18 protein-coding genes are annotated in these 21,550 nt (G+C 47.2%); 16 read left to right on the forward strand and 2 right to left on the reverse strand.

Annotation, left to right across the window (positions count from 1 at the left end):
• Positions 1-47 precede the first annotated feature (47 nt).
• The 6 genes from FGS84_RS00085 (at position 48) to FGS84_RS00110 (ending at position 6,725) form a co-directional block, all read left to right on the forward strand.
• The gene (locus FGS84_RS00085) at positions 48-869 is read left to right on the forward strand and encodes a sugar ABC transporter permease (protein WP_347563743.1); all 822 of its coding nucleotides are present in this window, start codon (positions 48-50) and stop codon (positions 867-869) included.
• A complete protein-coding gene (locus tag FGS84_RS00090; RefSeq protein WP_138305716.1) occupies positions 866-1,708 on the forward strand; it encodes a carbohydrate ABC transporter permease in 843 nt (280 codons plus the stop codon). The genes FGS84_RS00085 and FGS84_RS00090 overlap by 4 nt, the downstream gene beginning before the upstream one ends.
• Positions 1,709-1,714: 6 nt before the next feature.
• Positions 1,715-3,397 carry an HlyD family secretion protein gene (locus FGS84_RS00095; protein WP_138305717.1) on the forward strand — a complete coding sequence of 561 codons (1,683 nt, stop codon included), beginning with the start codon at positions 1,715-1,717 and terminating at the stop codon, positions 3,395-3,397.
• Positions 3,394-4,401 (forward strand): ABC transporter permease, encoded by a 1,008-nt coding sequence (locus FGS84_RS00100; protein ID WP_138305718.1) that lies wholly within the window; start codon positions 3,394-3,396, stop codon positions 4,399-4,401. The genes FGS84_RS00095 and FGS84_RS00100 overlap by 4 nt, the downstream gene beginning before the upstream one ends.
• Positions 4,402-4,699: 298 nt before the next feature.
• Positions 4,700-6,091 (forward strand): MATE family efflux transporter, encoded by a 1,392-nt coding sequence (locus tag FGS84_RS00105; RefSeq protein WP_138305719.1) that lies wholly within the window; start codon positions 4,700-4,702, stop codon positions 6,089-6,091.
• 22 nt (positions 6,092-6,113) lie between these two features.
• Complete coding sequence (locus FGS84_RS00110) at positions 6,114-6,725, forward strand: cytidylate kinase-like family protein (RefSeq protein ID WP_227146052.1); 612 nt, start codon at positions 6,114-6,116, stop codon at positions 6,723-6,725.
• A 129-nt stretch (positions 6,726-6,854) separates the two neighbouring features.
• Here FGS84_RS00110 and FGS84_RS00115 read toward each other — a convergent pair whose 3' ends face one another.
• Both FGS84_RS00115 and FGS84_RS00120 read right to left on the reverse strand, forming a co-directional pair.
• The gene (locus FGS84_RS00115) at positions 6,855-8,096 is read right to left on the reverse strand and encodes an N-acetylmuramoyl-L-alanine amidase family protein (protein WP_347563744.1); all 1,242 of its coding nucleotides are present in this window, start codon (positions 8,094-8,096) and stop codon (positions 6,855-6,857) included.
• Between the two features lie 115 nt (positions 8,097-8,211).
• Positions 8,212-9,249, reverse strand: a complete 1,038-nt coding sequence (locus FGS84_RS00120) for a PfkB family carbohydrate kinase (RefSeq protein WP_138305720.1) — start codon at positions 9,247-9,249, stop codon at positions 8,212-8,214.
• Between the two features lie 259 nt (positions 9,250-9,508).
• On the opposite strand from FGS84_RS00120, the gene FGS84_RS00125 reads away from it, so the two are divergent.
• The 10 genes from FGS84_RS00125 to FGS84_RS00170 all read left to right on the forward strand — a co-directional run bounded on the left by FGS84_RS00125 (position 9,509) and on the right by FGS84_RS00170 (position 21,393).
• Positions 9,509-10,447, forward strand: coding sequence for a hypothetical protein (locus FGS84_RS00125; RefSeq protein WP_138305721.1), 939 nt, complete (start codon positions 9,509-9,511; stop codon positions 10,445-10,447).
• Positions 10,444-10,989 (forward strand): hypothetical protein, encoded by a 546-nt coding sequence (locus tag FGS84_RS00130; RefSeq protein ID WP_138305722.1) that lies wholly within the window; start codon positions 10,444-10,446, stop codon positions 10,987-10,989. Before FGS84_RS00125 ends, FGS84_RS00130 begins: the two co-directional genes overlap by 4 nt.
• A gap of 136 nt (positions 10,990-11,125) precedes the next feature.
• Positions 11,126-12,346, forward strand: a complete 1,221-nt coding sequence (locus FGS84_RS00135; protein ID WP_138305723.1) for a response regulator — start codon at positions 11,126-11,128, stop codon at positions 12,344-12,346.
• The gene (locus FGS84_RS00140; RefSeq protein ID WP_138305724.1) at positions 12,343-14,082 is read left to right on the forward strand and encodes a sensor histidine kinase; all 1,740 of its coding nucleotides are present in this window, start codon (positions 12,343-12,345) and stop codon (positions 14,080-14,082) included. The genes FGS84_RS00135 and FGS84_RS00140 overlap by 4 nt, the downstream gene beginning before the upstream one ends.
• A 267-nt stretch (positions 14,083-14,349) precedes the next feature.
• Complete coding sequence (locus tag FGS84_RS00145; protein ID WP_138305725.1) at positions 14,350-15,450, forward strand: ABC transporter substrate-binding protein; 1,101 nt, start codon at positions 14,350-14,352, stop codon at positions 15,448-15,450.
• A gap of 109 nt (positions 15,451-15,559) precedes the next feature.
• Positions 15,560-17,062: a sugar ABC transporter ATP-binding protein gene (locus FGS84_RS00150; protein WP_138305726.1), complete on the forward strand. Its 1,503-nt coding sequence runs from the start codon at positions 15,560-15,562 to the stop codon at positions 17,060-17,062.
• Between the two features lie 17 nt (positions 17,063-17,079).
• Positions 17,080-18,024 (forward strand): ABC transporter permease, encoded by a 945-nt coding sequence (locus FGS84_RS00155; RefSeq protein WP_138305727.1) that lies wholly within the window; start codon positions 17,080-17,082, stop codon positions 18,022-18,024.
• A 23-nt stretch (positions 18,025-18,047) separates the two neighbouring features.
• Complete coding sequence (locus FGS84_RS00160) at positions 18,048-19,037, forward strand: ABC transporter permease (protein WP_138305728.1); 990 nt, start codon at positions 18,048-18,050, stop codon at positions 19,035-19,037.
• Positions 19,038-19,041: 4 nt separating this feature from the next.
• Entirely contained in the window at positions 19,042-19,848 is an 807-nt protein-coding gene (locus FGS84_RS00165) for a class II aldolase/adducin family protein (protein ID WP_138305729.1), read from the forward strand.
• Positions 19,849-19,863: 15 nt separating this feature from the next.
• Complete coding sequence (locus tag FGS84_RS00170; RefSeq protein ID WP_138305730.1) at positions 19,864-21,393, forward strand: rhamnulokinase family protein; 1,530 nt, start codon at positions 19,864-19,866, stop codon at positions 21,391-21,393.
• The last annotated feature ends 157 nt before the right edge of the window (positions 21,394-21,550 follow it).

A 21,550-nucleotide genomic window follows, 5' to 3' on the forward strand; every position in this document is an offset into this window, starting at 1 on the left:
ATACCAACCCCCAATCCGGGAACTGTTTCAAACTCCATCCCCGTAACATGAGGCCATGGCTGTTCTTAGCCCCAAGTCTGGCGGGGACAGCAATATTCGTGCTCATACCCTTTGTGAACGTGGTGGCCCGCTCTTTTTTCCAGGCAGTGGGCGGGCAGTTTGTGGGCATGGAGAATTTTATGCAGGTTTTTCACAGTCAGGCATTCCGTCTGGCTGTGAAGAATACCCTGCATTTCATTCTGGTGTGCATACCGGCGCTGATGGCCTTCTCTCTGTGGGCCGCCGTGCTTGTGACATCGGCTGCGGACAACCGGGGCCTGTATAAGGCTACCATACTTCTGCCAATGGCCATTCCCGTGGCGTCTGTCGTGCTGCTGTGGAAGCTTCTGCTCTATCCGCAGGGGCTTCTTGACCAGATGGTGGTGGGGGCAGGGGGGACCGGCCGGGACTGGCTGAATCAGGACAGTGCATTTTATATTCTGGTGCTGACCTATATCTGGAAAAACACGGGATACGATATGATGCTCTGGCTGGCCGGTCTGGACGGGATACCGAAAGAGCTTTTTGAGGCGGCAAAGGTGGACGGCGCCGGGGCCTGGCAGAGCTTTTACTATGTGGCCCTGCCCGGGCTCAGGAGCACATGTTTTCTGGTTCTGGTGCTGTCTGTCATTAATTCCTTCAAGGTGTTCAGGGAGGCATACCTTATATCCGGGGATTATCCCCATGAGAGCATCTACATGCTCCAGCACCTGTTCAACCATTGGTTCGTATCCCTGGATATCCAGAAGATGAGCGCGGCATCGGTGATGGTGGAATCGTCTATCCTGATTCCGGTGCTGTTTTGGACCTGGAAGAGGAAAAAGAGATGATAAAACGTATTGTGGTAAATGCAGTCCTTATTCTCCTGTGCCTGTTCATATGGCTCCCCCTGATTCTCATGGCAGGCAATTCGCTGATGTCGGAAGGGGAGATGCTTCAGCGCTTCGGCGCTGTCTTTGGCATTGGGAATGCTCCCATAAAGGCAGCCCTCATTCCCTCCTATCCCACGCTCAGTCCCTTTGTGGAGCTGCTTCTGGATTCACCGGGATTTTATGTGATGTTTTGGAACTCCTGCCTGCAGACAGGGCTGACACTGGCAGGGCAGCTGCTCATAGCCCTTCCCGGAGCCTGGGCCTTTGCCCACTTCCGGTTTCCGGGAAAGAGGGCATTATTTCTGTTCTATATCATTCTCATGATGCAGCCCTTTCAGGTGACCATGGTCCCCAATTACCTGGTCCTTAAGCAGTTTTGTCTGTTAAATACCCATCTGGCGGTTATTCTGCCGGGAATCTTTTCCGCATTTCCGGTTTTTATCATGACAAAATTTTTTGCATCCATTCCAACGCCCCTTATAGAGGCCGCACGACTGGATGGAGCAGGGGACTTTTCCATATTCATGAAGGTAGGCATGCCGGTGGGGCGGCCCGGCATCATTTCCATGCTGGTACTGGGATTTCTGGAATACTGGAATGCCATTGAACAACCCATGACATTTTTAAAGGAAAAGAGGCTGTGGCCGCTGTCCCTTTATCTGCCGGATATATCGGCTGATAAGGCAGGAGCTGCCTGGGCTGCCTCGGTCATTATGATGGTTCTCCCTGTCCTGCTTTTTATCATGGGCCAGGATACGCTGGAGCAGGGGATTGCCGCATCAGGAATCAAGGAGTGAGTCTCAATGAATGTGAAAAAAGCAGCGGCCGTATTCCTGGCCCTTATGGCGGCCCTGACCTTTCTGTCCAGGGCGCTGGATTCCTTCACCGTCATACGGGTGAAGGCGGGATATGGAAAGCAGGATGTGGTTTCCTATACAGTACAGGGAGAGGGGGAGCTTACTGCCGGAAGAATGGTATACATATCACTGCCGGAGAATATGCAGGTGGAGGAAATCCAGGCCCGGTCCGGGCAGCCGGTGAAGGCCGGTGATACGGTTCTGACCCTTCAGATGGAAGGGCTGGAGGAGGAACGGGATGCCCTGGCTCTGGAGTACAGAAAGGCGGAGCTGGCCCTGAAACAGGAGCAGATGTCCTCGGCTGCTGTGCCGCGGGTGACTGAGGAGACCCTTGCACTGCAGCAGCTGGCAGCAGCCCAGAGGGCGCTGGAACTGGGAAACCGGGACCTGGCTGAGGCAGAGGCGGACCATGAGGCGGCAGCCATTGAACTGGAGCACGATTACGTACAGAAGAAGAACAGGACCAGGGAGCAGGTGAAGGAGGATAACCGTAAGGCCATGAAAAGTGCCAGAAGGGCGTATGAATCAGCTCAGAAATCCAGGGATGCTGCTGTGAGAAAGGCGGAGCGGGAAGTGGAGGACAGACAGAAGAAGCTGGACCGTCTGGAGGAACAGGAGGCTTCAGAGGAGGAACTGGAACGGGCGGGTCTGGAACTGGAGCGGGCCAGTGAGGATTTAGAGGATATCCGGGATGAAGAGGACCTGAAGGTAGAGGAGGCCAGGGCAAAGATGTATGCGGCCGAGGAGGATTATGAGGATGTGGATTACGGGGAAAAGGAAACCCAGGAGGACCTGAGAAAGGACTATGAGGATGCATTAAAGGCAGAAGATGATAAGCTGGAGGAAGCAGGCAGGAAGGTCCGGGATTTGGAGGAGAGCCTGTATCAGGCCATGGAAAAGGTGGAAAATGCAAGGGTGTCGGATGCCGGTACAGCGGCAGGGGAAGCAGCCGGAAGGGAAATGTCCGGGCTGAAACAGGAATCTATGAAACTGGATATGGAAGAAATCCGGAAAAAGCAGAGAAAGATGGAAGAATATATAGAAGCACAGGGACAAATCAAGGCGCCGGCGGATGGGGTGATGGTGGATACCGGACTGCAGGCCGGCGACCGAATCCAGGCAGGGCATCAGGTCAGGCTGGCAGTGGGAAGCCTGGAGCTAAAGGCACAGATTGACAAGGAGACTGCCGGGGCAGGTCTTTTGAAAAAGGGTACTGTGATGAAAGTAAAGCTGGCAGGGAAGTCAAAGAATGCAGAAGCAGAAGTGGAAGACCTGGTCCAGCTGGGAGAGGAGGGGAAAATCCAGTTGACGGCCAGGATGCAGGAAGGCGAAGGCAGTCTGGGGGACCAGGTATCCTTTGCTGTGAATATGGAATCCGGGGCATATCCCTGCGTGATTCCCATCGAGGCTCTGCGGGAGGATAATAAAGGATATTACTGCCTGGCTGCAGAGCCGGAGAAAACCATACTGGGAGAGGAAGAGAAGGCAGTGAGAATCCAGGTGGAGGTATTGGAAAAGAGCAGTTCTGCGGCGGCTGTGTCAGGTCTTGTGACAAAGGATATGAAGCTGATTACGGAATCCAACAAATCCGTGAGTGAAGGCGACCGGGTCAGGGTGGTGGAAGAATGAAACGATGGATTGGGCTGATACTCATCGCCGTCTTATGGGGGTATGGGGCCATCCTGGCCTGGACCATGAAGGATGCAGGAAACCAGGTGTTCCTGTACTGCGGGGAAGGGAGTGCAGTGGAGGCGGAGCAGATTTCCCAGGCGCTGGAGCGTGAACAGGAGCAGGGCAGGGAAATGCCCCCTGAAATTTCGGCCTGGTCCCGGACAGAAAAGGTAAAGGTAATGAACCCCGTATTGGGAAGGTCAGAGGAGGCGGACTGCATTATTGTATACGGGCATAAGGAAATGGCGTCATACCGCAGGCTGCTGGGAGGCACATACGGCTACCGGTCAGACCAGGATGGATGCGTCATCAGCAGCGGTCTTGCCATGGAACTGTTCGGAGGTCCGGATGTGACGGGAACATATATCTGGTGCAGGGAGAAGGCTTACAGGATACAGGGTGTTACCGATGATTCATCCCTTGTCATACTGCTGCCCGCCAAGGCGAAAGACGCCATGAGGTTCATGTTGCTTACGCGGACGGATTATGCAGGTATGGAAACAGGAAAAACAGCAGCGGAACGTTTTTTGTACAGGAATGGGATTCACTCCGGAAAGGTCCTGGTGGACGGAACTTATTTTTCCTCCGCCGCAGGCTTTGGAATATGTCTGCCCCTGTGGATGATGCCGCTGCGGGCGCTCACTGCTTTTAGCAGCAGGAGAGAAAGGAAGGTGGAAAGGGGAAGGGAGATAAGGGGATGCATCCTGGCAGCCGTGTTCTTTCTGGCAGGAACATTCCTGGCGTGGAAGCTGGAACTTAAGATACCTGCTGATTTGATTCCCAGCAGGTGGTCGGATTTTGAATTCTGGGCCAGGAGGATAGAGGAACTGCGGTTGGATATGGCTGCCACAGGGGAGGCCGGGGCGGTCCGGTGGCTGGCGCAGTTAAAGGGCAGGCTGGCCCTGTGCCTCATCTGTTCCCTGTCAGGCGGGGCAGGAGGTATCATGTGGAGGCGGACCTGACTTGTGGAAGAGGAGAATACGACTATTTTAATCTGGTATCAGAGGATTTTTTTTATTCAAAAATACCTTTGACGGAACTTACAGAAAATGGTATGATATGAATAACGGCGTGTAGCAGAACTGCGTAAATCCAGTTGACTGTTTCAGGCCGTTTTTTTGTTTCAATTTGGGATGGTGAAACAATGACAATCAAATCAATCCGGGCCATGACAGGTCCGGGAAAAAGCGTGTAGCCTAAGGCATAAAACCAGCTCTTCAGGCATCACGCTTTTATTTTTTTATTAAGGAGGAGAGTCCAATGAACCAAAAATCCAACACCTTTCTTGAAACAGAGCCCATCGGCTCCCTGATGGGAAAGTATGCAGTCCCCTGCATCATTTCCCTGCTGGTGGCAGCCCTGTACAACATTGTGGACCAGATTTTCATTGCCAATGCAAGCTATCTTGGGTCCTACGGAAATGCGGCCAACACCGTGGTATTCCCCCTGACCGTGGTGGCCCTGGCAATTGCTGTCATGATAGGGGACGGCTGCTGCGCTTTTGTCAGTATCAGTCTGGGTGCGGACCGGAAGGATGCTGCCCATAAGAGCATTGGCAGCGCCGTGATTCTCTGCGTCATCAGCAGTCTGGCGCTGACGGTTATTTATCTGGTATTGATGGAGCCAATCCTTACTGTATTTGGGGGCAGGGTCAACGAGGAGACCTTTTACCACGCAAAGGAATATTTTTTCTGGATTGCCCTGGGAGTCCCGTTTTACATGTTCGGCCAGGCCATGAATCCAATCATCCGTTCCGACGGCAGCCCTGGGTTTGCCATGATATCCACTTTGGCGGGAGCCGCTGTCAATATTATCCTGGACCCTGTTTTTATCTTTATATTCAGATGGGGTATGATGGGCGCTGCGGTGGCCACTGTCATAGGCCAGGTGTTGACAGCGGCTCTTGAGGTATGGTATCTGCGCCGTATGAAGGCGGTCAGACTTAAGAAAGGCAGCTTCGCCATCCCTGTCCCGTTAGCCGGAAAGTATCTGCCCTTAGGCATCTGCAGCTTTCTTTCCCAGATATCCCTGGTAGCCGCCATGGCTGCCATCCAGAACATGACACTGAAATACGGCGCTCTGGACCCTGTGTTTGGTCAGGTGCAATACGCCCAGATTCCCATGGCCGTGCTGGGAATTGTCATGAAATTTTTCCAGATTGTCATTTCCGTGGCAGTGGGCATGGCGGCAGGCTGTATCCCCATTGTAGGCTATAACATAGGGGCCGGAAGGAAGGACAGGGCAAAAGGTCTGTTTACCCGCCTGCTGGCAGCAGAAGCAGCGGTGGGAGCCCTGGCCCTTTTGATTGCAGAGTTTTTACCGGAACAGCTTATAGGCATGTTCGGGGCTGCCAATGAGAGTGTTTACTATACGGATTTTGCAGTGAGATGTTTCCGGATTTATCTGTGCATGATGATGTTTGCCACAGTAAACAAGTCCACATTTATTTACCTCCAGTCCCTTGGAAAGGCATTTCTCTCCACCATGCTTTCCATGGTGCGCGAGGTGGTATTCGGCGTGGGATTTGCGCTGCTGCTGCCTGGTTTTTTCGGACTGGACGGGGTACTGTATTCCATGCCTGTGTCAGACGTACTGACCTTTCTTATTTCTGTATGCGTCATAAGCTATACATACAGGACACTTAAATCATGAAATGAAAAGGAGGATGTGATAAATGGAACGCATGGTTAACAGGGAAACGGTAAAGAACCGGATTATTACAGTCAGCCGTGAGTTTGGCAGCGGCGGAAGGACCATTGGAAAGGAAACAGCTCAAAAGCTGGGAGTTCCTTGCTATGACCAGGAACTGATTGAAGCCATAGCAAAGGAAAGCGGATTTGCCAGAGAGTATATTGCAGAGCGCGGAGAGTATGCATCCAGTAAGGGCTGGCTGGCCAGCGCCCTGTCCGACCGGGATTTTTACGGACACTCCAATCAGGATTACCTGTGGACCGTACAGAGAAGGGTGATTCTGGACCTGGCGGCCCAGGGCCCCTGTGTCATTGTTGGGCGGTGTGCGGATTACATCCTGAGGGATTATGCGGACTGCCTTACAGTGTTCATCCATTCCGCGCCTGACAAGCGGGCGGAGCGAATCGTGAAGCAGTACGGCGAGGGCAGCGATGCGCCGGAAAAGCGGCTGAAGGATAAGGATAAACGGCGGGCAGCTTATTATCAGTTCTATACGGACAGGAAATGGGGAGAGGCCCGGAACTATCATATTTCCCTGGACAGCGGGATGCTGGGGATTGAATCCTGCGTCCGGGTTCTGGAGGGATTGTTTTAGGATGTAAGCGTAGCGTTTGACGGACCCATTTGCGTCCTGGAATATATGAGGCGGCCCGGAGAGAACGAATTCCATTCTCCGGGCCGCCCCATGAGCTGCGGGTATTGATGTTCTGCTGTCCCTGTGCAGCTAATTGCGTCTTCCGCTGCCGTCCACATAATAGCCGTCCGGCGTTGTCTGATTCGCATACATGGCTCCGCTGCTGTCCAGGTAGTACCAGGAACCGTTTATGAACTGCCACCCGGTGAGCATGACGCCGTCGCTGTTCAGATAGTACCAGCGGCCGTTTATAAACTGAAAACCGGTAAGCATAGCCCCGCTGCCGTCCAGGTAATACCAATGTCCGCTGAGATACTGCCATCCGGTGAGCATGACGCCGTCCCCGTTCATGTAGTACCAGCGTCCGCTGACAGCCTGCCAGCCCCTGGTCATGGCCCCGCTGCTGCCCAGATAATACCATGAGCCGTTGATTTGCTGCCATCCGGTTAACATATATCCGTCACGGTTGAAATAATACCAGGTGTTATTGATTTTCTCCCAGGTATTAGAGGGGTATCCCCCGTTATAATACCTGTACCACCATCCATACTGGTTCTGGACCCAGGACCCGCTGCCATTATTTGAAACCTGGCGTTCCGTAACCGTGTTCTCATCGGAATACCCAGACCAGTCGCCGGCCCTGTCCGCATACTTGGCAATGGAACGCACCCGGAAGGTATAATCACCGGAGCGGGTGATTTCGTTGCGGAAGTCATAAGAGGTGCCGGAAGCAGTGACTGTGGTGACCAGATTTTTATTCCGGTACAGGCGGACTTCATAATGCTTTACATCCTCATCTGCCTTATCCCATCTGGCGCGGAAACCGCTCCAGTCCAGTCCCTGTATGGTACCGGGTTTTCCGTCGGCCTGGTTGAGATAGCATTCCAGGTTCAAAGTACTGCCGCTGTCAGATATTTTGGCTTTGATAAAATCCGCGCCCCGGCCGCTGAGTTTAAAATGGCTGGAGGTGGTGTAAGAGAAGCGGTATCCGTCTGCTGCCTCTAACACTGCCTTGACCCTGGGCCGGTCTCCCAGGCTCCATACCTCCACATGGTTGGTGTACTCCGCGCTTTTTACGGTAAACTCTTTGCTGCTGGTTTTGGCAGTCACGGTTCCTGGCGCCTCCCCGGCTTTTGGCACAGGGTCACATGTAAATGACAGTTTAACTGTGTTGATTTTTTCTGTAGCTGCAAATGCTGTAGTTCCCATGAAAACAGTGCATATCATGAGAAGGAACAGGCAGCGCAGAAACGTTTGTATCCGGTCTGCTGTGTTGCGGATGCTTCTGCTGCCGGTAGTTCTATTACCGGTTCTTCCATCTCTTGCCATCATGTTCTTTCCCTCCTCAAACATTTCTCCCCGGCACACCGCGGCTGTCTGGCCCTGCAGTGTACCTATTCTGATTTCATTATATTCCATGAGGGATTCAGGTTCAATTTCAAACCTATTACATATCATTACGATTTTCTTCCAAAGCATTCCGGGCATTGAGGCCCGGAAATGCCGCATCCTCCAGTCCGGCCCCGGCATGCTCCACCACGGCGGCGGATATACGGTTGGCAGTGCGGATGGCCTTATCCATGGGAAAACCCTTCATGCGGCATGCAATCACAGTCCCGATATGGCTGTCCCCGGCTCCGGTGGTATCAGTCTGACGGGCCTGATAACCGGGAATCAGCTCATATTTCCCTGAGGAATCCATGTGGAAAGCACCGCAGGCCCCCAGGGTGATGATAACATGATTGTGGGTGAGGGAAGCGAGGCGGGACGCAGCTTCCGGCAGATAATTTGTGACTGGCGGCGGACAGGCCGCAGGTTTTGCAGGACAGGCCGCAGGAATCCCTTCCAGGCCGGATGTCCTCTGCCGTTTATGTTCCTGGTCTGGGTTTCCTTTAACTCCTGTATATCCAAAAGCCTCATCTCCATTGAGATGGAGGATGGGAGACAGGGAAAACATGCGGTCCAGATTGCGCTGCCGGATGCAGCTGATTCTGGGACCCGGCGCAAAATAAACCGTATATTCCGGGTGTTCCTCCAGATAATCCAGGATGATGCTTCCGGTATCCTCCTCCAGTTCCAGACCGCAGACATAAACACTGCCAATGGTCCGGGAATCAACCAGGCTGAACCATTCCCTTTTAAAACGGTATTCTGCTCCGTGCAGGGCTGCAAAGGTCCGCTCGCCGGATGGTTCAACAAAACAGTAGCAGCAGCCATTATCAGCAGGCGGTGCAGGGATGAGGACGGGTATCTGCTTCTTTTCCAGGTGTTCCCGCACATAGTCCCCGTAAATCCCGGTTCCAACCGGGGAAAACAGAATATAGGGGACACCTGACTGGCGCAGGATTTCCGATACATTATAGGCGCATCCGCCCAGGGACATGGATTGGTTCTCCACAATCACATCCTCGCCGGTAACGGGCAGATGGGGCAGTCTGACGGTTACGTCCACCACGGTGGAACCGATGATCAATGCCTGTTTCAATTTTATTGCCTCCCATGAATTGTATTTTGAGATTGCTGATGCGGATAATCCCTGTGTTTATAACTAAGGATAAACCATTTGGTCGGAGTATGCAATCCTGTATAAAATGTAAGGGAAACGAAAGGGAAATTAATTTGATTCCGCGTCCGGTATTATATACAATGGTAGAAAGAAGGAACATTCAGGAACCGTTTTTTGAAAGAACATTTAAGGAAGATTTTTGAGAGCGGCCGATGCCGTTTGGGGAGAGGAGAGCAGTATGCAAAGGCGGAAGGACCGATTTAAGTATTCATCCGGATTATTATTTTATTTATTCATGGCAGCCGGAATCCTGATTGTGGCAGCCGGCAGCCTGATGCAGCATTATTTTTCACTGAAGCGGCCTGTATTCCTGCCCATGCACCTGGAGCTGGAGATGTACCGGGAGGGAAACGGGGATGAAGCTGCGGGAGGCAGCGCCGGCGGGGACAGATATGTGTGGAAGGAATTTCCCATATATTATATCCAGGACAGGGAGGATACCTCCAGGGTGACGGAACTTACCTTTCCCCAAATGGAAGGATTGGGGGAATACTGGATGACGGGATTGGAGGAGGAGGCCGGCCTGTTCCATCATGTTTCAGGTTCCATGCAGGACGGCCGGTATCAGTTTAAACAGCTGTTTATCAAGATGGAGCTGCCGGCCGGAAACCTTGGTAAGCAGGGAATTACTCTGGATACAGTCAAGGTCAGGTACAGTGACGGAACAGAGGAGGAGGTATCTATCGGCAGCATCGTACTTACCATGGAAGAACCCATGGAACATGTCGCGGTCACAGGCGGCTCATCCAGTTCGGACGGAACTTCCATGACACGCTACCTTGTGCAGAAGGACTGCCGCCTGGAAGGGTTTGAGGTACAAAACCCGGAATTGGTGAAAGGGGAATTTAAGGTAACGGTGGACGGAAGGGACTTATGGGAGTGGGAGCCTGTTGAACTGAAGAAAGGAGATTCCTTTCTGGTGGTTTCTGCATGGAATGGAACAGGGGATGTAAGGGAACGGTTTGAGCCCTATACCGCCTTAATTCAATGGAAATGTTCAGATGATACCGGGGGAAAGTCAGGGTTTACCACGAACCTGGACCGCAGGAACGATATGTACGGCGACCATTTCAGGCAGACATACCAATATCTGAAGGAAAGGGGGATTAAACCGTGAATGAGGCTGTGAAATGGATGATAGGGGGAATGTTCCTTTTGTCATTCCATATTAATTTTATGGGAATCCCCCTATTTCCGGGGATTGTGGGCTGCCTTGCATTCCGCCATGGCTTCAGGCTGATGAAAGGAGAGGACAGCGGTAAGGAATATGTCTGGAGCCATAAGATGGAACAGACAGGCAGTCTGTGGCTGGGCATTACCGTTCTGGACCTTATTCTGGCTGTCTTCATGAGACAGCCCACAGGAATATTTATCCAGGCTGCCGCAGTTCTGATGCTGGCGGAGACGGCCTGCGGGTGCAGTACGCTGAATTATTACAGGGAACTTCGCATGCAGCCCACCGGGGAAGGCGGCGTGAAGGGTCCCTCTGCCTTTGGCTATCTCATATGGATGACAGCGGGCCTGGCCTCCTATGAGTACTCGGTTGCAGTGGGGAGCGGTATGTGGAATACCATGGGTGCTGTGTGTGTTATTCTTGGGCGTATCATGCTGGTGAAGGAGCTGGCGGTATGGGCGCCTGGGGCGAGGGAAGATGGTTGAACGGAAGACAGACAGGGAGGAAGATTATATACCCCCCTATCTTTTATTGTGCTGTGAGAAGATGATATAATGAATCTGCTTATTGGATAGGGCACTGAGAAAAAGGGGAACAATGGTTTCTGGTAGGGGGATTTGTATGCTGAGAATGGTAATTGCAGATGATGAGGCATTTATATTAGACTGTCTGTCCAAGTACATACCTTGGAATAATTATGATATTGAGGTAGTTGCAACGGCTAAAAACGGTGTTGAGGCATTGAATTATGTAAAAGAGAAACGGCCGGATATACTGGTTGCGGATATAAAAATGCCGTTACTGGATGGAATATCATTGCTTGAACGTGTGAAAGAGGTCAAGAGTGACATCGAAGTAATCATAATAAGTGGATTTCAAGAGTTTGAGTATGCAAGAAAGGCTCTGAAGCACGGATGTATGGGATATGTGCTGAAACCGATTGAACCCACAGAGCTGGTGGCATATGTACAAAAGGCGGCTGATAAAATTTTGAAATCCCGGGAAGAACGGATAATGATTCAAAAAGTCATGAGGCCGGAAACATATATAAACGGCATGATAAACGATAAGTTAACTTCTGAAGAATGTGCTTGTTACATGGAGCAGTACCAACAATTTTCCGAGATGATGCTGAGAATGGGGATTTTGCTGTTTCATGGTTTTTCTTCTGAGATAGCAGGAGAAAATAGGCATCCCTATAAACGGTTTATGGATAATATTGAAGAAATGGCACAAAAAAGTGAATCGTTTTTCATAGTTGAAAAGGGATTTGACAATATCGTTCTACTATTCTATGCCCAGACAGAAGAAGAGATATTGCAGTCAGAGGAGGTTGTATCAAAACATGTGATGGTTCTGAATCATATACAGAACAGTACAAAGGTAACTTTTATAAAGGCCAGGGAATTTAGTTCCATTGATACAGTGCATGAACAGTACTGGAGCCTTGTCTGGGATTCCCTAAAAGAGGGTGTTGAATCGGAAAAGAAGGAGACAGAGCCAGGCACACAAGGGACAAAGGATTTGATACAGGAAGCAAAGCGGTTTATTGAAAAAAATTTTGAGGATACTGAGCTATGTTTGAACAAAGTTGCAGTTAATCTGGGGGTATCACCAGGATACCTGTCTTCGCTTTTTTCTGCAAGGTGTGATTGCGGCCTGACATCATTCATTAACCATGTACGTATTAACCATGCAAAACAGATGCTGGAAAAGGATGAGGATAAAATCGAATACATTGCAGAAAACTCGGGGTATGAAAATGCCACCTATTTTTCAACCGTTTTTAAAAGAGAAACGGGGCTGACCCCATCCGAATACAGGAGAAATGCCAGAAAATGAACCGTATAAAGACAAAGAAAAAAGAAAATATTGTACAGGCCCTGCGTAGAATGTACCTGCTAATTGCAATTATTCCCATGATTGTCATGACCATTATAACGGCTGTTTTTTATGTTAATTCCCTGATTGATTCCACAAAACAAAATCTTCAGACAGTGTTGAATTTATATGCTGATAGTATAGACAGTGCAATCAGCCAGGGAATTAAAGTAATTGATATTGTCCAAAATGATTTATCGGTTCAAAATGCCTTAAGGGTATCCAAATTTGAGGAAAAAGAGGAATATTATATTCAACGGACCACAATTAATACAACCATGATGCTGATTAATCAGAATTATGGCAATACGCTGGACGGCATTTATATACTTTTGGATGATGGGAGATGTTTTAAATCCAGTGTGTTTCCCTACAATAAAGAAAATTACAGCCAGCATCAATGGTATAAAGATATAAGAGATACACAGGGGATTCACGGAAATGGTTACTATAAGTATTCAAGGGTGGTTGCAAATCCGGGAAAAGAGGGGTATATATCCATTGGTGAACCTATTATCAATTATAGAAACGGTGATATCGTGGGCGTTATACTAGTGGAAATTAATCTGGATACCTTTAGTGAGATGCTTTCCAAAACAGTTACAATACAGGATTTAAATGTATCCATTACAGAGGCGGATGGAACGCCGGTATGGCGGTACGATTTAGGAGAAGTAAGAGATGAAGGGAACGTTTTAAGAACGCATCTGGATGAATCAATCCACCGTGGATTAAGCAACGGATGGAAAATCAGCATGACAACAAACTGGTTCAATAAAATAAAAACGGAATTGCTTAATACCCTTACAATCCTGTTAATCCTCATTATTATGGTCACCTTTGCCTCCATTTATTTTGGAAGGCGGTTTGCGGATACGATTAACCATCCTCTTAAGCAGCTTCAGGATGGAATGAACCGTAACCGGGAAGCCTGGAGGGGAGAGCAGATAGCAGTAGAAACCGAATATCATGAGTTGGACGACCTGAACGAAGGTGTAAATGATTTAATCATAAAAGTAAATCAAATGTTTGAGGAGGTAAAGAAGAAAGAGCGAGCCATGAGAACGGTACAGTTTTCTGACCTTCAGGCTCAGGTGAATCCCCATTTTCTATATAATATGCTGGACCATATTTCCTGGCAGATTCGAGTAGAACAGTATGAAAAGGCCATTCATTCCCTGATGTCGCTGTCGAAATTTTTCCGTATATCTTTGAGAATGGAAGAAGAGATGGTTACATTGGAAAAGGAGCTGGACCATGCAAAAATTTATGTGGATTTGCAGATGATTCGATACAAGGATGAGATTGCTGTAGAAATAGTGAATGACCTGGACGAGCAATTGATAAAAACAGTGATTATACCTAAATTCACATTGCAGCCTCTGATTGAAAATGCGATTACACATGGCCTGAGGGACAGTGGCAGGAAAGGTTTCATAAGAATACATTTAATGAGACACGGGGAGACAGGAATCATAGAAATTTATGATAATGGTATAGGGATTGCACCGGAAAATTTGGATGTTTTGAGGCAGGCACTGGAAAAAGGAACGCCAATCAGCAAGGAAATAGGAGGATATGGAATCGTTAATGTAAGCCAAAGGATACGTTACTGTTATGGAGACAGCTATCAGGTGACAATAGATAGTAAAGAAGGCTCATACACATCTGTAAAGGTGATTTTTCCAATTAGCTGACGTATAAGAAAAACTGCAGGATAGATGCTATGGGATGTCATAGTACACTGCAGTTTTTTTGGTATATGTGCAATGATTACAACTAATGCACAATAAAATTATTAATTATATACATATTTGTATTATGGCAGGCTGAAAAAATGAAAAATATTAAATAACATATAAAAATGCTTTATTAAGTATGGACATGATTATGGATATAATATAGTCATAAAAAATAAATGGTTCTTATGAAAAATATTAAAAAAAATCAAGGAGGAGAAAGGCATGAGAAAAAGAGGTTTGGCAATGTTAATGGCAGGAATTATGATAATCAGCAGCTGCGTTATGGGGTGCGCTAAGGACAATGGAAAAGATACTCCTGCGGAAACAGCAGCAGCGGCATCCGAAACAGCAGCAGCGGCATCCGAAACAGCAGCCCAATCTGAGACAGAGGGTTCTGAAACAACGAAACAGGCATCGGAAGGAGCGGTGAAAGGGGATATTAACGGAGACGGTATTTTTAAGGTGGGATTTTCGGAACTGGCCATTGATGGGGCCTGGAGGGTTGCACAGGTTGACAGTATGCAGAATGAGGCGGAGTCCAGAGGGTATGAATTTGTAATGTCCAATGCAGAACTGGATACTGCCAAGCAGATTTCAGATGTAGAAGATTTACTCACACAGGATTTAGATTTCCTGTTTATAGCGCCTATTGATATGGAAGCCATTATGCCTGCCATAGAAGCTGCTAAGGCAAAGGGGGTTCCCACGATTCTCTTGGACAGGGAGGCCAATGGAACTCCAGGTGTGGATTATATCTGTACGATTCTCTCCAACTATATATGGCAGGGGGAAGCCTGCGCTGACTGGTTAAATGAGAATGGGGGAGCGGATAGTTATAAAATAGTTCAGATTACCGGTAAAGTAGGGGGAAGTGATGTACGTGACCGGCAGGCAGGATTTGAAACCGGCGTAAAAAAATATGAAAATATGGAAATCGTTGCAACCCAGAGCGGTGAATGGTCCAGAACAGAAGCACAGAAGGTAATGCAAAATATCATTCAATCAACCGGAGGCGATTTTAATGTTGTTTACTGCCATAATGATGAGATGGCATTGGGTGTTGTACTTGCTTTGAAGGCAGCAGGAATGAATCCGGGAACAGATGTAAAGGTAATTGCTATTGATGGACAGGCCGAGGCCGTGGAAGCAATCATAGCAGGGGAAATGAACTGCATTGCTACCTGTAATCCAAGATTCGGCCCGGTTGCTTTCGATACCATGGAAAAGTATCTGAATGGAGAAAAACTGGAGCACATTATCAATAATGAGGAGTATATTATTGACACTGCAAATGCCGAGGAGAAATTGCCGGATGCATTCTAAATAAATATGTCCCATGGTTTAACTGCCCCTTCTAAGAAATACTCAGGAGGGGCAGTCAAATTATAAGAGTGACTGGTTGGTAAAGTGTGAAAAAGGGGTGAAGTCTTAGATGGAAGAAGGATATATCCTTGAAATGCATGGGATTGTTAAAGAGTTTCCCGGGGTACGCGCTTTAAAAGGAGTGGATTTTGATTTAAAGCCAGGTGAAGTACATACACTCATGGGGGAGAATGGGGCTGGTAAATCCACTTTAATCAAGATATTGACAGGCGTTTACGAAAAGGATGGAGGCAATATCGTATTTAACGGAAAAGAAGTACGTTTTCATAATACCTTGGATGCGCAAAAAACAGGCATTAGTACGGTGTATCAGGAATTAAACATGATTCCATATCTGAGTGTGGGAGAGAATATATATTTGGGGCGCTATCCCAGAACAAAGACAGGTATCGACTGGAAATCCCTCCATAAAAATGCTCAGAAACTTCTGGATGATTTAGGTTTGGATATAGAGAGCAGACTTCCACTAAATCAATACGGAACCGCTTCTCAGCAGATGGTATCCATTGTCAGGGCCGTAAGTCTTAATTGTAAAGTAGTGGTTCTGGATGAGCCCACCTCATCTCTGGATTCAAAAGAGGTCAGAAAGCTCTTTGATATCATTCAGCAATTGAAGGAGAAAGGAATTGGTATTGTCTTTATATCACACCGTCTCAATGAGGTTTATGAAATATCAGACCGTATTACCATTTTAAAAGATGGGGCCTATGAAGGCACATATGTTCCGGCTGAATTGACGGAATTTCAATTGATAGAAAAAATGGTGGGAAGGAGCGTCAGGGAAATAAAAGGCAATGACCGCGTCTATGATGGGGATGGGCAGCCTGTTGTTGTCATGTTGAAGGACATAGTACGTCATCCAAAGCTGTCAGACGTAAGTATTGATGTGAAAAAGGGAGAAATTGTAGGGCTTACCGGACTTCTGGGGTCGGGAAGGACAGAAACTGCCAAAGTACTATTTGGTTATGATTTACCGGACTCCGGTGATATCATGATTGGCGGAAAAAAGGTAGTTCTCAAAGCGCCTAAAGACGGATTGAAAAACGGTCTGGCTTTTGTGACGGAAAACCGCCGTGAGGAAGGCGTTATTCCAAATATGACGGTCCGAGAGAATATCTCAATATCTTCCCTTCCCCAGATATGCAGAAGAGGATTTATCAGCCGAAAGAGACAGGAAGCCTTGGCGGAAGAGTATATCCGCAGATTTAAGATAAAGACACCGTCTATGGAGCAGCAGCTTAAAAATCTGTCTGGCGGTAATCAGCAGAAGGTACTGCTCGCTAGATGGATAGCTACCAGGCCCAGGCTGATTATATTGGATGAACCTACAAGAGGTATTGATGTGGGAGCAAAAAAAGAAGTGGAAGATTTGATAAAAGAGATTGCGGATACAGGAATCAGTGTATTGTTGATTTCTTCTGAGTTATCGGAACTGGTGCGTGGATGTGACAGGATATTTGTTTTGAGGGATGGCACTGTCCGGGGAATGCTGAACAGAGATGAAATTTCTGAAGAAAACATTATGAAATGGATAGCCAACAGCCCTGCATAGAGGAGGTACCAAAAACTATGAAAAAAAATCCCAGTCAAAATCTGATGCGGCAGTATGGAGCGCTGATTGCATTGATTATATTGGTCGTTATTAACTGTTTTACTACTAAGAATTTCATCAGTGTCATGACACTATGGAATCTGTTTACACAGGCCACCACGGTTATGATATTAGGACTCGGAATGACGATTGTTATTGCAACAGGAGGAATCAATATATCGGTTGGTTCTGTACTTGCTTTATCTTCCATGGTCTTGGCAAAATTCATCCTGAATGGACATATTGTCATGGGATTGCTTGCATCCCTGGCAGTAGCCGCAATAACAGGAGCAGTTACAGGCATTATAGTAACCAAGTTTAAAGTACAGCCGATGATTACTACATTAGCTATGATGTATGCCTTAAGAGGGATTGCCAAATTAATGAATGGAGGAACGCGTTTAAGTTATAAAAATGCAGGATTCAGTAATTTTGCATATATGAAACTAGGCGGTTACATACCCATTCAATTTGCTGTTATTCTTGTTCTGTCCCTGGCCATATTTATATTGATGCGCAGGACATACTTTGGCAATTATGTGGAGGCATATGGTGATAATCCGTTGGCAACCAGAATATCCGGCATCAATGTGGTTGCAGTGGTGACTATCTGTTATGTACTCTGCAATGTGCTGGCCTGTGTGGCAGCCATAATTGAAACCAGCAGCATTACGTGTGCTGACCCTGTAAACATGGGACTGAATAAAGAGACAGATGCGATTGCAGCGGTTGTGGTAGGCGGGACACCCATGTCAGGCGGTAAACCTAATATTGGCGGAATGCTGTGCGGGGCCCTGGTCCTACAGCTTATAACCATCATGATAAATATGAATAATATTCCATATTCATATTCGCTAATCATTAAGGCAGCCATTATTGTTGTATCATTATATGTGCAGAGTTTCAGGGATAAAAAGGCTTAAGCTATGAGAGCGGGGTAGAGGAAATGAAAAGAATTCAGATGAAAACACTACTAAAAAGACATAATGCCATTTTAGGGTTGATATTCATGATTATCCTGGCTGCCTGTATCAACAGAAGTTTCCTGACTCTGGAGAATCTGACCAATGTACTGAGGCAGGCAAGCATGAATGGAATGATTGCCGTTGGAATGACAATGGTAATCATATGCGGCTCAATTGATTTGAGTGTAGGCACCATGATTGGATTATGCGGTTATATTGCATTATATTTCAGCAATTATAACCTTATACTGGCAGTGGCAGTTCCGCTGCTTACAGGAATTATAGTTGGAACTATAAACGGATTTCTTATCAATAAAATAAAAATTGCACCTTTCATTGCAACATTAGCAACAATGATGGCTGTAAAGGGGACCACACTTGTATTGACAAATGAGAATACATACTTTGCATCAAATTCCATTGAGGAATTTCAGTATATAGGAAGAGGTCTGCTGGCGCCATATGTTACGGTTCCATCTGTAATGTTCATATGCTGTGCTGTTGCCGGGGCTTATATTCTCAGACATACCATGCTGGGAAGAAATATGTATGCAGTAGGCGGGAATGCAGAGGCAGCGCGAATGATGGGCGTGAATGTTGAAAAGACACTGATGTTTTCCCATATATTTACAGGCGGGATGGCAGCGCTGGCAGGAATCACTCTCGTATCCAGAGTGGGAGCCGCTTATCCTCTGGCAGGAGAGGGAAAGGAGCTGGATGTCATAGCAGCCTGCGTAATCGGCGGAACTGCATTGACAGGTGGAAAAGGTCACATATCAGGCACATTCATAGGTGTGCTGATTATGGGGATGCTGACAAATATTTTTAACATGCAGTCATTGCTGAATCCATTTTGGGAGAAGGTTATTATAGGTATATTGGTATTGATTGTGGTACTGATACAGTCGGCAAGTGAAAGCGGAATGGCCTTTGGGAGAAAGTATAAAAACGACTTGAGGAAAGGAAAATAATAAAATGAAAAATTATCCGTCTGAGAAAGAAGCAAGGGAATTAATCTGTGAAATAGGCCACAGGATGTGGAACAAGCAGATGGTGGCAGCCAATGATGGTAATATTACCGTACGGATTGGAGAAAATGCTGTTTTGATTACTCCAACCGGTGTCAGCAAAGGAGAGCTGACACCGGATATGCTGTTTAAAATGGATTTGGATGGAAATATCATTGAAAGGGCAGAGGGATATTCTCCAACCAGCGAGACAGCTATGCATCTGATGGTTTATAAGCATAATGCAGATGCTATGTCTACCTGCCATGCGCATTGCATGTTTCTCAGCACGTTTGCCAGTGCCGGTATCGAACTGGATATGGCTACTGCGCCAGAACCCACATTGATTACGGGCAGGATTCCGGTTGCCCCATATGCGTGTCCGGGAACCAGTGATTTGGCTGAATCAATCGTTCCGTTTTTGAAGGACCATAAGGTAATCATGCTGGCCAATCACGGACCAATTTCATGGGGAACATCGCCCAAGGATGCGTGGTATTGTCTGGAATCAGCGGAGGCATTTGCCAAGTCATCTTTGATATTAAAGTATATAATCAAGGATTACCGGCCTTTGAGCAACGAACAGCTGGAGATATTGGAGAAGGCATTCCATCCCATATCTGCACCGAATAAAGTGAGAACGGCCCATGAAACCGTAAATTTGGAGAAGGGAAAATCACTTCAGGATATTGATGCGGATGCAGTGACACTGACCGATGCCTGCATGGAAAAACTGGCTGATATGGTGGCAAAGAGACTGACGCAACAGTCTTGACGGGGAGGATGCCGGATGGAGGGTTTAATAAAGCAGGTACATATTGCAATTGATATCGGAGCATCCACAGGGCGGCTGATTGCAGGATGGATTGATGACGGACAGCTATTTACAGAAGAAATACATCGTTTTGTGACAGAGGATGTGTTTGTGATTCATGACCGTGTACGGGATGTATACCGATATTATGAAGAAATCATTCATGGTATCAGACAGTACGCAAAGAATAACCAGGTTCAGATTGTCAGTATTGGCGTTGATGCATTTGGGTCGGATTTTGGTCTGACTGACAAAGCGGGAAATCTGCTGATGATGCCAAAATCATACCGGGGACTTACATTTGATGATGATATTTATCAGTTGGCTGATAGATGTATGGAGCCATGGAACATATATGAATACAATGGAAATCAGTGTATGCTGAGTGATACGCTCCATCAGCTGGTCCGCTTGAAAGAAAATGGTGACTGCCGCCTGGGACAAGGATGCCGGATTCTTTTTGTGGCTGATATATTTCATTATCTGTTATGCGGTAACAGAGGCGTTGAACATTCACTGGCCAGTTACAGCAGATTATGGAATCAGAAAACGGATAAATGGGAGGACAGCATATTTGGTGCATTTGGATTACCGCTTACCCTTCAAAGCGATGTGGTCCGATGTACAGAAACATTGGGATATGTTCATCGGGAGACAGCGGACGACATGGGTCTTCCATATTGTCCGAAGGTGATTGCCCCTGCTTCCCATGACACGGCATGTGCGGCATTTGCAGTTCCGGATGATGGAAATGACTGGATGTTTATATCCAGCGGTTCATGGTCCCTTATTGGTATGGAGACAGAGGCGCCTGTCATCTCAAGGGAAGGGTGGGAATTCAATGCATCTAATTCCTCCATGCCGCTTCGCACAAATATGTTTAAGAAAATTGTTACGGGAATGTGGATTGTACAAATGTGTCAGAAACGATGGGAGGCATATACCTTTGATGATATTGTCTGTCTGGCGTCCAGGGTGCAGGAAAATAATCTTTACATTGACCCGGACCACATTGATTTTTACCGGCCTTCAGACATGCCCCTTGCAATCAGCCGCAATATAGAAAAGCGATATGGAATTAAAATAAATCCAAACCAGCCTGGAATGATTGCACGAATCGTGTTTGAAAGTCTTGCTTTAAAATATTGCCTGACTGTACGTAAACTTATTCATTGTTCGAAAAAGGAGATTAAGAAGGTTTATGTATTGGGAGGCGGAAGCAAAAATGCTTTGCTAAATCAGTATACGGCTAATGCACTGGGACTCCCTGTCCTTACAGGCGTAACCGAAGCATCTTCTGTTGGAAATCTGCTCTGTCAGTTATATGGCCAAGGTTTGCTTAAAAACCGCAGGGAGGTAAAGGATATATTGAAGAGGACGTACCCTGTGACAACCTATAGGCCGGAAAACAGGGAAACGTGGAAAGAAAAGTTTGAAGATTTTATGAGAGATGCATATGAGCCACTGAATGTATGTTCCGGAAGAAAATTCTGGAAAGATTCTTAATGATAGAAAAATAACAATCATTTTCTAAAATACCCAAAAAAAAGAAATTTTTTTCTTTTCCCGCACGAAATGTTATATACAAAATTACAGTTCCATCCCCACTGGTCCACCCCCTGCCCATATCATTCCAGGCAGGGGGTTCTGCCTTCCGAATCAT

This window comes from Clostridium sp. 1001271st1 H5 (genome assembly GCF_005845215.1).
GTDB lineage: Bacteria > Bacillota > Clostridia > Lachnospirales > Lachnospiraceae > Enterocloster.